We start from the raw sequence: 13957 nt of genomic DNA, 5'->3' as shown, positions 1-13957 counted from the left end.
CGTGAGCGACACACAGACCCTGATCGAGAACCGACCGCCCTCCGTGGCGGCCCTCTTCCTGGAGCGCGTGGCCAAAACCCCCGACGCCGAGGCGTACCGCTACCCGGTCCCCAACGCCTCCGGCCAGGGCCCCGACGACTGGAAGTCCCTGAGCTGGTCGCAGGCTGCCGAGCGCGTCTACGCCATCGCCGCCGGCCTCATCGACCTCGGCGTACAGCCCGAGGAGCGGGTCGCCCTGGCCTCCGCCACCCGGGTCGAGTGGATCCTGGCCGACTTCGGCGTGATGTGCGCCGGCGCCGCGACCACCACCGTCTACCCCCAGACCAACGCCGAGGAGTCGGCGTACATCCTCGCCGACTCCGACAGCCGCGTCCTGATCGCCGAGGACGCCTCCCAGCTCGCCAAGGCCCGTGAGCGCCGCGCCGACCTGCCGAAGCTCGCCCACGTCGTCGTCATCGACCCGGCGGGCGTCGAAGCGGACGCCGGCGACCCCGAGGGCTGGGTCCTCTCCCTCGCCGAGCTGGAGGAGCGCGGCCGCGCGTACCTGGAGAAGCACCCGGACGCCGTCAAGGACCGCGTGGCCGCCATCACCGCCGATCAGCTCGCCACGCTGATCTACACCTCCGGCACCACGGGCCGCCCCAAGGGCGTACGGCTGCCGCACGACAACTGGTCGTACATGGCCAAGGCCATCGCCGCCATCGGGCTGATCTCCGCCGAGGACGTGCAGTACCTGTGGCTGCCGCTCGCCCACGTCTTCGGCAAGGTGCTGACCTCCGGCCAGATCGAGATCGGGCACGTCACCGCCGTCGACGGCCGCGTCGACAAGATCATCGAGAACCTGCCGGTCGTCCAGCCGACGTACATGGCCGCCGTACCCCGGATCTTCGAGAAGGTTTACAACGGAGTCGCGGCAAAGGCACGGGCCGGAGGCGGCGCCAAGTACAAGATCTTCCAGTGGGCCGCCGAGGTCGCCCGCGAGTACGCCAGGACCAGCCAGGACAACCTCCGCCGCACCGGCAACGCGAGCGTGCCCTTCGGCCTGAGCGTCAAGCACAAGGTCGCCGACACCCTCGTCTACGCCAAGCTCCGCGACGCCTTCGGCGGCCGGCTGCGCGCCGCCGTCTCCGGATCGGCGGCCCTCGCGCCCGACATCGGCTACTTCTTCTCCGGCGCCGGCATCCCCATCCTGGAGGGGTACGGCCTCACCGAATCCAGCGCCGCCTCCTTCCTCAACCCGGGCGACGCCCCCCGCACCGGCACCGTCGGCAAGCCGTTCCCCGGCACCGAGGTACGGATCGCGGACGACGGCGAGATCCTGCTGCGCGGCCCCGGCATCATGGAGGGCTACCACGGGCTGCCCGAGAAGACCGCCGAGGTCCTGGAGCCGGACGGCTGGTTCCACACCGGAGACATCGGCGAGCTGTCCGCCGACGGCTACCTCCGTATCACCGACCGCAAGAAGGACCTGATCAAGACGTCCGGCGGCAAGTACATCGCCCCGGCGGAGGTCGAGGGACAGTTCAAGGCGGTCTGCCCGTTCGTCTCCAACATCCTGGTCCACGGCGCCGACCGGAACTTCTGCACCGCGCTCATCGCACTCGACGAGCCCGCCATCCTCGGGTGGGCCGAGGAGCACGGCCTGGGCGGCAAGTCGTACGCCGAGGTCGTCGCCACTCCGGAGGCCAACCAGCTCGTCCAGGGCTATGTGGACCGGCTCAACGAGGGGCTCCAGCGCTGGCAGACCATCAAGAAGTTCCGGCTGCTGCCGCGCGACCTCGACATCGAGCACGGTGAGCTGACGCCGAGCCTCAAGCTGAAGCGCCCCGTCGTCGAGCGCGAGTACAAGCACCTCATCGACGAGATGTACGCGGGGACCAGGGAAGTCTGAGCCGACGTACGGCGAACGGGGCCGCGCCACGGCGCGCGGCCCCGTTCGCGTGCGCGAGAGCCCCTTGCGCGATTTCACCCTGCGCGAGTTCGCGTGCGCGGCTTCCCGTAAGCGGCTTCCCGTGCGCGATTTCGCGTATACGGGTTCGCGCGGGCGGGTTCCCGTGGGCGAGTTCGATGACTCCGCGCTTATGGGCGTGCTCGATCTGTCACCCTGTCGGTGTCCGCACCACGAGCCGACCAGGAGCCGACGAGGAGCCGCACGTGGGGTCCTTTCCGACAGGGTCCTTCCCGACACAGCGCGCGACCACCGGTGAATTGCTGCTGCCGCCCCACCAACCGCCCCCGAGCCACACCGTCACACGCACCAGCCTGCCGGGGAACCCGCTCGCGCCGTCCGCCGCCCGCCGCTTCGTGCGCGCCGCGCTCGCGGACTGGACCGGCCTGGCCCTGCCCGCCGCCGCGACGATCAACGACCGGGTCGCCGACGACGCCGTCCTGGTGGTCGGCGAACTCGTCACCAACGCCGTCGTCCACGCCGGCACCACCGTCGAACTCCTCTTCCGGCTCGAGGACCCCGCCGACGGCCGGCCCGCCGCCCTCGTCCTCGAAGTCTCCGACCATCACCCCACCCGTACCGTCCGCCACGAGCACCACCACCGGGAGGACGACGACGGCCTGGACGAGTACGGTCGCGGGCTCCAGCTCGTCGCCGCCCTCGCCGAATGCTGGGGCATCACCTACCGCCCCGGCCTCAAGACCGTCTGGGCGCGCCTCCCCCTCGACGGCTGGGACACCTGCCCCGTACCCGGCGCCGAGCCGGCGATCCAGCGCGGGCTGCGCGCCGCCGAGATCCTCGCCCCGGCGCCGCGCCGGGTGGTGCGCGACGACCACGAGTGGGCCGGCCGCGGGGCGCTGTCGTTCCTCGCCGAGGCGTCCGACCTGCTCGCCGGCCAGTTGGACGAGGACCTCGTCGCCGCGCTCGCCGGCCAGCTCCTGGTGCCGCGCCTGGCCGACTGGTGCGCCTTCTGGCTGGAGGACGACGGCGCGGAGGGCGGCGCGCCGCGCCTGGCGCGGGTGTGGCACGCCGAAGAGTCGGCGCTGGAGACGCTGCGCGCGGTCCTGGAGAAGGAACCGCCCCACATGCCGGAGCCGGCCCGCCCCGGCCCGGTGCCGGTCCCGTGGCCGTCACCGGAGCCCGACAGCCCGGGTGGCGGTACGGCGGGCGGAACCGCGCTCGCGTACCGGCTGGTCGTGGGCGGCCACGCGCTCGGCACGCTGATGCTCGGGCGGCGCGGGCGGGGCCGTATCCCCGACGCCGTCACCACCCTCGTCGAGGACTTCGCGCGCCGCGTCGCCCTCGCCATCGGCGCCGCCCGCCGCTACACCCGCCAGGTCACCATCAGCCGGGTCCTCCAGCGCGGGCTGCTCCCCAGCCAGGTGGCGCAGATCCCGGGCGTCGAGAGCTGCGTCGTGTACGAGCCCAGCGACGACGGTCTCGCGGGCGGCGACTTCTACGACGTGTTCCAGGCCGGGCCGGGAGCGCGGCGCTGGTGCTTCATGCTCGGCGACGTCCAGGGCAGCGGCCCTGAGGCCGCCGTCGTCACCGGCCTCGCCCGCCCCTGGCTGCGGCTGCTCGCCCGCGAGGACCACCAGGTTGGCCAGGTCCTCGACCGGCTGAACCGGCTCCTCCTCGACGACGCCACCGAGGCCGCCGAAGCCGCCGCCTCCATGGTCGCCGCCGCCGGTGATCTGCCCGGTGACCTGCCCGGCGCCCCGCAGCCCCCGCAGCAGCCCCAGTCGCGGTTCCTGTCCCTCCTGTACGGCGAGCTCGTGCCGCTCGCCCCCGAGGAGGGCGGCGGCGCCCGCTGCACCCTCGCCTGCGCCGGCCACCCCCTGCCGCTCCTCCTGCGCCCGGACGGCACCGTGACGCCCGCGGCGGCGCCCCAGGTGCTGCTCGGCGTCGTGGACGACGTCGGGTACGAGAGCCACACCTTCCACCTCGCGCCCGGCGACACCCTCCTGTGCGTCACCGACGGCGTCACCGAGCGCCGCTCCCGCACGGGCCGGATGTTCGACGACGGGGACGGCCTCGCCGAGGCCCTCGCGAGCTGCGCCGGGCTGCCCGCGCGGGAGGTCGCCGACCGCATCCGGCGGGCGGTCCACACCTTCGGCGAGACGCCCGTACGCGACGACCTCGCCCTGCTGGTGCTCCAGACCCGGTAGGGGGCGCGGTGACGGACAATGGGGGGTATGCCTTCCGTACTGCCCGATGGTGAGCCCATGCCCGAGGACGGCGCGCTGCCCGCGTCCGCCCTGCTCGGGGCCGGTGAGCGGCCGCTCGGGTTCTATCTGCACGTGCCGTACTGCGCGACCCGCTGCGGCTACTGCGACTTCAACACCTACACCGCCACCGAGCTGCGCGGCTCCGGCGGCGTGCTCGCCTCCCGCGACAACTACGCCGCCACGCTGACGGAGGAAGTGCGGCTGGCGCGGAAGGTCCTGGGCGACGACCCCCGGCCGGTCCGGACGGTCTTCGTCGGTGGCGGTACGCCCACGCTGCTCGCCGCCGCCGACCTCGTGGCGATGCTCGGCGCCATCCGGGACGAGTTCGGGCTCGCGGACGACGCCGAGATCACCACCGAGGCGAACCCGGAGTCCGTCGGCCCCGCTTACCTCGCCGAGCTGCGCGAGGGCGGCTTCAACCGGATCTCCTTCGGCATGCAGAGCGCCCGGCAGCACGTCCTGAAGGTGCTCGACCGTACGCATACGCCCGGGCGGCCGGAGGCGTGCGTCGCGGAGGCGCGCGCGGCGGGCTTCGAGCACGTCAATCTCGACCTGATCTACGGCACGCCGGGGGAGAGCGACGACGACTGGCGGGCCTCGCTCGACGCGGCGATCGGCGCGGGGCCGGACCATGTCAGCGCGTACGCCCTGATCGTGGAGGAGGGCACCCAGCTCGCGCGGCGCATCCGGCGCGGCGAGGTGCCGATGACGGACGACGACGTCCACGCGGACCGCTACCTGATCGCGGAGGACGTGCTGTCCCGGGCCGGGTTCTCCTGGTACGAGGTGTCCAACTGGGCCACCTCGGACGCGGGGCGGTGCCTGCACAACGAGCTGTACTGGCGCGGCGCCGACTGGTGGGGCGCGGGGCCCGGCGCGCACAGCCACGTGGGGGGCGTGCGGTGGTGGAACGTGAAGCACCCGGGCGCGTACGCCGCCGCCCTCGCGGAGGGGCGCTCCCCGGGGGCGGGGCGTGAGGTCCTGTCGGAGGAGGACCGGCGGGTGGAGCGGGTGCTGCTGGAGCTGCGGCTGCGGGAGGGCTGCGAGCTGTCGTTGCTCAGGCCCGCGGGCCTGGCCGCCGCCGAGCGCGCGGTAAGTGACGGGCTCCTGGACCCCGGTCCTTACGCCCAGGGGCGGGCCGTGCTGACGCTGCGGGGGCGGCTGCTGGCGGACGCGGTGGTGCGGGACCTGGTGGACTAGGGGCCCGCGCAGCGGTCTACGGCGCCGTCACGAAGTCGATCAGCTCCTCCACCCTCCCCAGCAGCGCAGGCTCCAGGTCCTTGTACGAGGTGACCCGCGACAGGATGTGCTGCCAGGCCGCGCCCGTGTTCGTGGGCCAGCCCAGGGCGCGGCAGACGCCCGTTTTCCAGTCCTGGCCGTGGGGGACGGAGGGCCAGGCGGGGATGCCCAGGGAGGAGGGCTTCACGGCCTGCCAGATGTCGATGTACGGGTGGCCCACGACCAGGGTGTGGGCGTCGGTGACGGAGGCCGCGATGCGGGACTCCTTGGAGCCGGGGACCAGGTGGTCCACCAGGACGCCGAGGCGGGCGTCGGGGCCCGGGCCGAAGTCCCGGACGATGGCGGGGAGGTCGTCGACGCCCTCCAGGTACTCGACGACCACGCCCTCGACGCGCAGGTCGTCGCCCCACACCCGCTCGACCAGTTCCGCGTCGTGGCGGCCCTCCACATAGATGCGCCCCGCACGGGCGACACGCGCGCGTGCGCCCGGGACGGCGATGGAGCCCGAGGCGGTGCGGGACGGGCGGGCAGGAGCCGCCACAGGGCGGACCAGGGTGACCGGGCGCCCCTCCAGGAGGAAGCCCCTCGGCGCCAGCGGGAACACCCGGTGCTTGCCGAACCGGTCCTCCAGGGTCACCGTGCCCGCCTCGCAGCGGATCACCGCCCCGCAGAACCCGGTGCTCACCTCCTCGACCACCAGATCGGGGTCGGCGGGCACCTCGGGAGCGGGCCCGGACTTCTTCCACGGCGGCGTCAGGTCAGGGTCGTAAGCGCGCATTCGGCAGACGCTACGACACCCCGAACCGGCGGGCCAGTTCATCGCGTTGGGCGCGCACGAAGGCGGCGTCGACGACGGCACCGTGCCCCGGGACGTACACGGCGTCCTCTCCGCCCAGGTCCAGCAGCCGGTCCAGGGCGGCCGGCCAGCGCGACGGGATGGCGTCCGGCCCGGCCTGCGGGTCGCCCGACTCCTCCACCAGGTCGCCGCACAGGACGACCTCCTGGGAGCCCGGTACGAGCACGGCCAGGTCGTGGCCGCTGTGGCCCGGGCCCACGTTGGCCAGCAGCACCTGCCGCCCGCCCAGCTCCAGCGTCCACTCGCCGCACACCAGGTGGTGCGGGGCCACCAGCACGTCCGTCGCCTCGACGGCGTCCGCCTCGGCGACCCCGTGCCGTACGGCGTCGCGGCGCAGCCCCTCGCGGTCCTTGGTCAGTACGGTGTCGACGCCGACCGCCCCGAAGACCTCCGCCCCCGCGAACGCCGCCGTGCCGAGCACATGATCGAAATGGGGGTGACTCAGTGCGATGTGCGTCACTCTCCGGCCGCCCATCAGCGCCTGCGCCTGTGCCCGGATCTCGGCGCCCTCACGGAGCGTGGCGCCCGTGTCGAACAGCAGGGCCCGGTCCTCGCCGACCACCAACGCCGTGGTCGCGTCCCACACCGGCAGCCTCCTGCGGCCGATCCCGTCGGCGAGACGCTCCCATCCGAAGTCTTCCCAACTGACGTCCATACCGCGACGCTATCGGCAACCACCAGCGCCGTCTCGCGGTAGCGTGGCCCGCCGCCCTTGCCGGGGGCGTACCCCGGCGCCGTACACTGGCCGGGGACAACTGGCACTCGGGCATCGCGAGTGCCAGCCAAGCAGAAGGAACCACAGCCAGACGGAGGTGCGCGCGATGCTCAGCGAACGCAGACTCGAGGTGCTGCGCGCCATCGTCCAGGACTACGTCGGCACCGAGGAGCCCGTCGGGTCGAAGGCCCTCACGGAGCGCCACAACCTCGGCGTCTCGCCCGCCACCGTGCGCAACGACATGGCGGTGCTGGAGGAGGAGGGCTTCATCGCCCAGCCCCACACCAGCGCGGGCCGCATCCCCACGGACAAGGGCTACCGCCTCTTCGTCGACAAGCTCGCCGGCGTCAAGCCGCTGTCGACGCCGGAGCGGCGTGCCATCCAGAACTTCCTGGACGGAGCCGTCGACCTCGACGACGTCGTCGGCCGCACGGTACGGCTGCTCGCGCAGCTCACCCGGCAGGTCGCGGTCGTGCAGTACCCGTCCCTGACGCGCTCCACCGTGCGCCACGTGGAACTGCTGTCGCTGGCCCCCGCCCGGCTGATGCTCGTCCTGATCACCGACACCGGGCGCGTGGAGCAGCGCATGGTCGACTGCCCCGCGCCGTTCGGCGAGACGTCCGTCGCGGATCTGCGGGCGCGGCTGAACAGCCGCGTCGTGGGACGCCGCTTCACGGACGTACCGCAGTTGGTGCAGGACCTTCCCGAGTCCTTCGAGGCGGAGGACCGGGGCACGGTCTCCACGGTGCTGGCCACGCTGCTGGAGACGCTCGTGGAAGAGACCGAGGAGCGGCTGATGATCGGCGGTACCGCCAATCTCACCCGCTTCGGGCACGACTTCCCGCTGACGATCCGGCCGGTGCTGGAGGCGCTGGAGGAGCAGGTGGTGCTCCTCAAGCTGCTCGGCGAGGCCAAGGACTCGGCCATGACCGTACGTATCGGGCACGAGAACGCCCATGAGGGGCTCAACTCCACGTCCGTCGTCGCGGTCGGCTACGGTTCGGGCGACGAGGCAGTCGCCAAACTCGGCGTGGTCGGACCGACCCGCATGGACTACCCCGGAACGATGGGAGCGGTACGCGCAGTGGCACGTTACGTCGGACAGATCCTGGCGGAGTCGTAAGTGGCCACGGACTATTACGCCGTACTCGGCGTGCGCCGCGACGCGTCCCAGGACGAGATCAAGAAGGCGTTCCGGAGGCTCGCCCGCGAGCTGCACCCGGACGTCAACCCCGATCCGAAGACGCAGGAGCGGTTCAAGGAGATCAACGCCGCCTACGAGGTGTTGTCGGACCCGCAGAAGAAGCAGGTCTACGACCTCGGCGGTGACCCGCTGTCCGCCTCCGGCGGCGGCGCGGGCGCGGGTGGCTTCGGCGCGGGTGGCTTCGGCAACTTCTCCGACATCATGGACGCCTTCTTCGGTACGGCGTCCCAGCGCGGCCCCCGGTCGCGCACCCGGCGCGGCCAGGACGCCATGATCCGTCTGGAGGTCGAGCTCCAGGAGGCGGCCTTCGGCACGACCAAGGACATCCAGGTCGACACGGCCGTCGTCTGTACGACGTGTTCCGGCGAGGGCGCGGCGCCCGGTACGTCGGCCCAGACGTGCGACATGTGCCGCGGCCGTGGCGAGGTCTCCCAGGTCACCCGGTCCTTCCTGGGCCAGGTCATGACGTCCCGCCCCTGCCCCCAGTGCCAGGGCTTCGGCACCGTGGTCCCCACCCCGTGCCCGGAGTGCGCGGGCGACGGCCGGGTCCGCTCCCGCCGTACGCTCACGGTCAAGATCCCGGCCGGTGTGGACAACGGCACCCGCATCCAGCTCGCCGGCGAGGGCGAGGTCGGCCCTGGCGGTGGCCCGGCGGGCGACCTGTACGTCGAGATCCACGAGCTGCCGCACCCGGTCTTCCAGCGGCGCGGCGACGACCTGCACTGCACGGTGACGATCCCGATGACGGCGGGCGCGCTCGGTACGAAGGTGCCGCTGGAGACGCTCGACGGCATGGAGGAGGTCGACATCCGGCCCGGTACGCAGTCGGGCCAGTCGATCCCGCTGCACGGGCGCGGTGTCACGCACCTGCGGGGCGGCGGGCGCGGTGACCTCATCGTGCACGTCGAGGTCCAGACGCCGTCGAAGCTGGACCCGGAGCAGGAGCGGCTGCTGCGGGAGCTGGCCAAGCTGAGGGGCGAGGAGCGGCCCACGGGTCAGTTCCAGCCGGGGCAGCAGGGCCTGTTCTCCCGCCTCAAGGACGCGTTCAACGGCCGCTAGGCCGTTCCGCACGAGGCGGGTGCCGGGCGCGCGGGCCCGGGGTTCGGTACGGGCGCGGGGGCGTGACACCATGCGTGCATGTCCTCCGCACTGACCGATCTCTGCCGGTACCCGATCGTGCAGGCCCCCATGGCGGGTGGCGCCTCCTGTCCGCAGCTCGTCGCGGCCGTGTCCGACGCCGGCGGCCTGGGTTTCCTCGCCGCCGGGTACAAGACCGCCGACGGCATGTACCAGGAGATCAAGCAGTTGCGCGGCCTGACCTCGCGGCCCTTCGGCGTCAACCTGTTCATGCCGCAGCCCGGGCAGGCCGACCCCGCCGCCGTCGACGTGTACCGGCACCAGCTCGCCGGTGAGGCCAACTGGTACGACACGCCCCTCGGCGACCCCGACGCCGGGCGGGACGACGGGTACGAGGCCAAGCTGGCCGTCCTGCTGGACGACCCGGTGCCGGTGGTGTCGTTCACCTTCGGGTGCCCGAGCCGCCAGACGGTGGCCGCGTTCAGGCGGGCCGGGACGGTCACCGTCGTGACGGTCACGTCGGTCGAGGAGGCACAGGCCGCGCAGTACGCGGGCGCCGACGCCCTGTGCGTCCAGGGCGTCGAGGCCGGCGGGCACCAGGGCACGCACCGCGACGACCCGGAGGCCGGCGGGACCGGCACGGGGCTGCTGTCGCTGATCCCGCTGGTGCGGGAGGCGGTACCGCTGCCGGTCGTCGCCGCGGGCGGCCTGATGCGCGGCAACCAGATCGCCGCCGTCCTCGCGGCTGGCGCCGAGGCCGCGCAGCTCGGCACGGCGTTCCTGGTGTGCCCCGAGTCGGGCGCGCACGCCCTGCACAAGCAGGCCATGACCAACCCGCTGTTCGTCCGCACCGAGCTGACGCGCGCGTTCTCGGGGCGCCCCGCGCGGGGCCTGGTCAACCGGTTCATGCACGAGCACGGCCCGTACGCCCCGGCCGCGTACCCCGAGGTGCACCACCTGACGAGCGGGCTGCGCAAGGCCGCCGCCAAGGCGGGCGACCCGCAGGGCATGGCACTGTGGGCCGGGCAGGGCCACCGGATGGCGCGCGACCTGCCCGCCGGGCGCCTGGTGGAGGTCCTCAACGCAGAGCTGGACGCGGCGGTGGCCGCCCTCGCGCTGCGGGGCGTGGCGTCATGACCGCCCCCGTCTTCCTGGTCGACCACGTGCCGGGCACGCCCGGGGCCGTCACGCTCGACGGGCCCGAGGGGCGGCACGCCGTGTCGGTACGGCGGCTGCGGGTCGGCGAGGAGATCGTCCTGACGGACGGCGCCGGCACCGGCGCGTACGGCACGGTCGCGGCCGTCGAGGGCAAGGACCGCCTCGACGTGGCGGTGACGGAGGTACGTACGGAGCCCGCGCCCAGCCCCCGTATCACCGTCGTCCAGGCCCTGCCCAAGGGCGACCGGGGCGAGCTCGCGGTGGAGACCATGACGGAGACGGGCGTCGACGCGATCGTGCCGTGGGCGGCGTCCCGCTGCATCACGCAGTGGAAGGGCGACCGTGGCCTGAAGGCGCTCGGCAAGTGGCGGGCCACCGCGCGGGAGGCGGGCAAGCAGTCGCGCCGGCTCCGCTTCCCGGACGTCGCGGACGCGGCGTCGACCAAGCGGGTCGCCGAGCTGCTCGCCGCCGCCGACTTCGCGGCCGTCCTCCACGAGGAGGGCGCCGAGCCGCTGGCGGCCGCCGAACTGCCCGCCACCGGTGACATCGTGCTCGTGGTGGGCCCCGAAGGGGGCGTGGCGCCCGACGAGCTGGCGGCGTTCGCCGAGGCCGGCGCGAAGCCGTACCGACTCGGCCGCAGCGTACTGCGCACTTCGACCGCCGGAACGGCCGCCACGGCCCTGCTGCTGGGCCGCACCGGCCGCTGGTCCTGAAAACCCCCGTCGTTTCAGGCGACCAGCGTGTCGAACAGGGGCCAGCCGTCGGCCTCGTGAATGCCGTGTGCGGTCGGCAGCAGGCCGCACGACGCGGCCTCGCCGAGAAGGCGGCGAACGACGCCCGGCTCGTGCAGGTTGAGGTCGTGGCCGTGGATGTCGCCCACCGACCCCGACGGCCAGTAGCCGCCCTGGGTCACGCGTCCCCGCATGTCACGGAAGACCAGCCGCAGTTGGGCGTGGCGCGCGTCGGCGCGGCGCAGCGTCAGCAGTTCGCGGCACGGGGGGTGTTGATGCCCCACCGACCACAGCCAGGTCGTGCCGTCCACGACCAGCCGCCGCGGGACGCGATCTCGTCTCATCGCGCCCACAGTAGGGGGGCACCGGGCCGATTGTCGTACCCAATTCGTAGGGTGGCGGCATGTCCGACGAGTCTCCTCTCCTCCGCAGCCTGCGCGCCGCCGTCGCCGCCGCGCCCGACGACGTTCCCCTGCGGCTGCACCTCGCCGAACTCCTGCTCCAGGCGGGGCGCAACGACGAAGCCGTGACCGAGGCGGCCGTCGCCCTCCAGCACGCGCCCGGCGACGCGGACGCCCGCGCGCTGATGACGCGTGCCATGGGACTCCCCGAAGCGCCCCGCCCGGCACCGCGAGCACCCCAAGCCCCGGAGCACCGCGACGAGTTCGACTGGGCAGCCGCCGAGCAGGAGGTCGGCGACATCGTGCCGCCCCGGTTCGTCGAGGGCACCGAGGCGCCCCTCACCGTCGACGGCCTCGGCGACGACCCGGGCGGCGCCGACGCCTGGGAGGTGGACGCGCCCGGCGCGGTCCGGCTCGCGGACGTCGGCGGCATGCAGGAGGTCAAGGACCGGCTGGAGGCCGCGTTCCTGGCGCCCATGCGCAACCCCGAGCTGCGCAAGCTGTACGGCAAGAGCCTGCGCGGCGGCCTGCTGCTGTACGGGCCGCCCGGCTGCGGCAAGACGTTCATCGCCCGCGCGGTCGCCGGTGAACTCGGCGCGAGCTTCCTGTCGATCTCGCTCAGCGACATCCTCGACATGTACATCGGCGCCTCCGAGAAGAACGTCCACGACATCTTCGAGACCGCCCGCGCCCAGGCCCCCTGCGTCGTCTTCCTCGACGAACTCGACGCGCTGGGCGCCAAGCGCAGCCGCAGTCACCACAGCGGGCTGCGCAACGTCGTCAACCAGCTCCTGACCGAACTGGACGGTATCGCCGCCGACAGCAACGAGGGCGTGTTCGTCCTCGCCGCCACCAACGTCCCCTGGGACGTGGACATCGCCCTGCGCCGGCCCGGCCGCCTCGACCGCACCCTGCTCGTCCTGCCGCCCGACGCCGCCGCGCGGGACGCGATCCTCCGCTACCACCTGCGCGACCGCCCCATCGAGTCGGTCGACCTCGGCAAGCTCGTCAAGGCCACCGAGGACTTCTCCGGCGCCGACCTCGCCCACGTCTGCGAGAGCGCCGCCGAGGCCGCGCTGCTCGACTCTGCCCGCACCGGCACCGTACGGATGATCAACATGAAGGACCTGATGGGCGCGGCCAGGCAGATCCGGCCGTCCACCGAGCCCTGGTTCTCCGCCGCCCGCAATGTGGCGACCTTCGCCAACGACGGCGGCATGTACGACGACCTCCTCGCGTACCTGAAGAGGAAGCGCAAGCTGTGACCACCCCGGCCACCCCGCCCACCCCGCCCGCCTCGCAGCCGATGACGCTGGAACGGGCCGAGGCGCTGTACGACCTGGAGCGGTACGAGCAGGCCGCCGCCCTCACCGCGCAGCACCTCGCCCAGCACCCGGACGACGCCCACGCGCTCGCCCTGCTCGCCCGCTGCCGCCGCCACCTCGGTGACCGCGCGGAGGCGCTGCGCCTGGCCGACGAGGCGCTGCGCGCCGACCCCGAGCTGCCGTCGGCGTGGTTCCTCCGCGCCGACCTGCTCGCCCACGGGCCGGCCGGCGGGCCCCAGTGGGCGGCCGCCGAGGACTCCGCCCGGCGCGGCCTCGCCCTCGTACCGCACCACTGGAGCGGCTACCACGTCCTCGGCACGATCCTCGCCCGCTCCGACCACCCGGCGCGGCGCCGCGAGGCGTACGCGCTCGCCCTCCGCTCCGTCGAGCTGGGCCCCGAGGAGGACGCCACCCACTTCCTGCTCGGCCTGACCGCGTACCAGCTCAAGGACTACCGCACCGCCGAGAAGGCCTACGAGAACGCCCTGCGCCTCAACCCGGAGAGCAGCGAGGCGCACAACAACCTGTCCCTGCTGCACCTGCGCCGCCGCTGGTACCGGCGCGGGGCGTGGACCAGGGCCGCCGAAGGGTTCGTCGACTCCGCCGCGCTCGACCTGGACGACCGCGAGGCCCGCTTCAACCTGGAGACCATGGCCTGGGGCACGGCGGCGGGCGCCCGCTGGGTCGCCCTGGGCGGGTTCATCGCCGCCAGTATCGGATCGGCCCAGCTCCGCACCGGCGGCTCCGGCACGGGCGCCATGGTGGCCGAGCTCGTCGGCGTCGCCGTGTACGTGGCGCTGTGGGCCGGCTGGGCACTGTGGCTGCGGCGGCGCGTGCCCCCTCGGCTGCGGCGCCCCATGCTGCTGATATCCCGCCGGTGCCCACCGGTGCTGTGGATGGCCGGCGCGGTCGGGCTGCTCGGCCTGCACTCGCTGGTCACCCTGGCGCTGCCCATGCTGACCGCGGGCGTGGTCGCCGGGCTCGGCGCGCCGCTGTTCTGGGGCGTGGTCATCACGTACTGGGTCAGCAGGTCCGCGCTCAACAGACGCGCGCCCGGCCGCCGATAGAGTGCCCT

12 protein-coding genes are annotated in these 13957 nt (G+C 73.5%); 9 read left to right on the top strand and 3 right to left on the bottom strand.

What is annotated here, in order from left to right:
• Position 1: 1 nt before the first annotated feature.
• The 3 genes from AB0J57_RS19900 to hemW all read left to right on the top strand — a co-directional run bounded on the left by AB0J57_RS19900 (position 2) and on the right by hemW (position 5376).
• Positions 2-1891 (top strand): long-chain fatty acid--CoA ligase, encoded by a 1890-nt coding sequence (locus AB0J57_RS19900; RefSeq protein WP_366129527.1) that lies wholly within the window; start codon positions 2-4, stop codon positions 1889-1891.
• A gap of 176 nt (positions 1892-2067) precedes the next feature.
• Positions 2068-4116: a SpoIIE family protein phosphatase gene (locus AB0J57_RS19895; protein ID WP_366129526.1), complete on the top strand. Its 2049-nt coding sequence runs from the start codon at positions 2068-2070 to the stop codon at positions 4114-4116.
• A 27-nt stretch (positions 4117-4143) separates the two neighbouring features.
• Positions 4144-5376, top strand: coding sequence for a radical SAM family heme chaperone HemW (gene hemW, locus AB0J57_RS19890; RefSeq protein ID WP_366129525.1), 1233 nt, complete (start codon positions 4144-4146; stop codon positions 5374-5376).
• A 16-nt stretch (positions 5377-5392) separates the two neighbouring features.
• Here the strand turns inward: hemW and AB0J57_RS19885 are convergent, their stop codons facing one another.
• Both AB0J57_RS19885 and AB0J57_RS19880 read right to left on the bottom strand, forming a co-directional pair.
• On the bottom strand, positions 5393-6193 hold the full coding sequence (locus AB0J57_RS19885) for a DUF3097 domain-containing protein (protein ID WP_366129524.1): 801 nt from the start codon (positions 6191-6193) through the stop codon (positions 5393-5395).
• Between the two features lie 10 nt (positions 6194-6203).
• The gene (locus AB0J57_RS19880) at positions 6204-6926 is read right to left on the bottom strand and encodes an MBL fold metallo-hydrolase (protein ID WP_366129522.1); all 723 of its coding nucleotides are present in this window, start codon (positions 6924-6926) and stop codon (positions 6204-6206) included.
• A 166-nt stretch (positions 6927-7092) separates the two neighbouring features.
• Between AB0J57_RS19880 and hrcA the strand changes: the two genes are divergently transcribed.
• The 4 genes from hrcA to AB0J57_RS19860 all read left to right on the top strand — a co-directional run bounded on the left by hrcA (position 7093) and on the right by AB0J57_RS19860 (position 11138).
• Entirely contained in the window at positions 7093-8109 is a 1017-nt protein-coding gene (hrcA, locus tag AB0J57_RS19875) for a heat-inducible transcriptional repressor HrcA (RefSeq protein ID WP_366129521.1), read from the top strand.
• Positions 8110-9249, top strand: a complete 1140-nt coding sequence (gene dnaJ, locus AB0J57_RS19870) for a molecular chaperone DnaJ (RefSeq protein ID WP_366129520.1) — start codon at positions 8110-8112, stop codon at positions 9247-9249.
• Between the two features lie 78 nt (positions 9250-9327).
• On the top strand, positions 9328-10404 hold the full coding sequence (locus AB0J57_RS19865; protein ID WP_366129519.1) for a nitronate monooxygenase: 1077 nt from the start codon (positions 9328-9330) through the stop codon (positions 10402-10404).
• Positions 10401-11138 (top strand): 16S rRNA (uracil(1498)-N(3))-methyltransferase, encoded by a 738-nt coding sequence (locus tag AB0J57_RS19860; RefSeq protein WP_366129518.1) that lies wholly within the window; start codon positions 10401-10403, stop codon positions 11136-11138. Before AB0J57_RS19865 ends, AB0J57_RS19860 begins: the two co-directional genes overlap by 4 nt.
• 14 nt (positions 11139-11152) lie before the next feature.
• Here the strand turns inward: AB0J57_RS19860 and AB0J57_RS19855 are convergent, their stop codons facing one another.
• The gene (locus AB0J57_RS19855) at positions 11153-11500 is read right to left on the bottom strand and encodes a hypothetical protein (RefSeq protein ID WP_366129517.1); all 348 of its coding nucleotides are present in this window, start codon (positions 11498-11500) and stop codon (positions 11153-11155) included.
• Positions 11501-11559: 59 nt separating this feature from the next.
• Here AB0J57_RS19855 and AB0J57_RS19850 point away from each other — a divergent pair, with 59 nt between their 5' ends.
• On the top strand, positions 11560-12822 hold the full coding sequence (locus tag AB0J57_RS19850) for an ATP-binding protein (protein WP_366129516.1): 1263 nt from the start codon (positions 11560-11562) through the stop codon (positions 12820-12822).
• Positions 12819-13949, top strand: coding sequence for a tetratricopeptide repeat protein (locus AB0J57_RS19845; protein WP_366129515.1), 1131 nt, complete (start codon positions 12819-12821; stop codon positions 13947-13949). Before AB0J57_RS19850 ends, AB0J57_RS19845 begins: the two co-directional genes overlap by 4 nt.
• The last annotated feature ends 8 nt before the right edge of the window (positions 13950-13957 follow it).

Source organism: Streptomyces sp. NPDC049837, from assembly GCF_040674455.1.
GTDB lineage: Bacteria > Actinomycetota > Actinomycetes > Streptomycetales > Streptomycetaceae > Streptomyces.
The sequence above is the reverse complement of the archived record's forward strand: the minus strand, read 5'-3'. Positions and strand labels throughout refer to the sequence as shown.

Excerpts from the sequence above, each read along its gene's own strand:
- AB0J57_RS19895 (WP_366129526.1), top strand. The coding sequence starts at position 2,068 with ATGACTCCGCGCTTATGGGCGTGCTCGATCTGTCACCCTGTCGGTGTC.
- hemW (WP_366129525.1), top strand. The coding sequence starts at position 4,144 with ATGCCTTCCGTACTGCCCGATGGTGAGCCCATGCCCGAGGACGGCGCG.
- AB0J57_RS19885 (WP_366129524.1), bottom strand. The coding sequence starts at position 6,193 with ATGCGCGCTTACGACCCTGACCTGACGCCGCCGTGGAAGAAGTCCGGG.
- AB0J57_RS19880 (WP_366129522.1), bottom strand. The coding sequence starts at position 6,926 with ATGGACGTCAGTTGGGAAGACTTCGGATGGGAGCGTCTCGCCGACGGG.
- hrcA (WP_366129521.1), top strand. The coding sequence starts at position 7,093 with ATGCTCAGCGAACGCAGACTCGAGGTGCTGCGCGCCATCGTCCAGGAC.
- AB0J57_RS19865 (WP_366129519.1), top strand. The coding sequence starts at position 9,328 with ATGTCCTCCGCACTGACCGATCTCTGCCGGTACCCGATCGTGCAGGCC.
- AB0J57_RS19860 (WP_366129518.1), top strand. The coding sequence starts at position 10,401 with ATGACCGCCCCCGTCTTCCTGGTCGACCACGTGCCGGGCACGCCCGGG.
- AB0J57_RS19855 (WP_366129517.1), bottom strand. The coding sequence starts at position 11,500 with ATGAGACGAGATCGCGTCCCGCGGCGGCTGGTCGTGGACGGCACGACC.
- AB0J57_RS19850 (WP_366129516.1), top strand. The coding sequence starts at position 11,560 with ATGTCCGACGAGTCTCCTCTCCTCCGCAGCCTGCGCGCCGCCGTCGCC.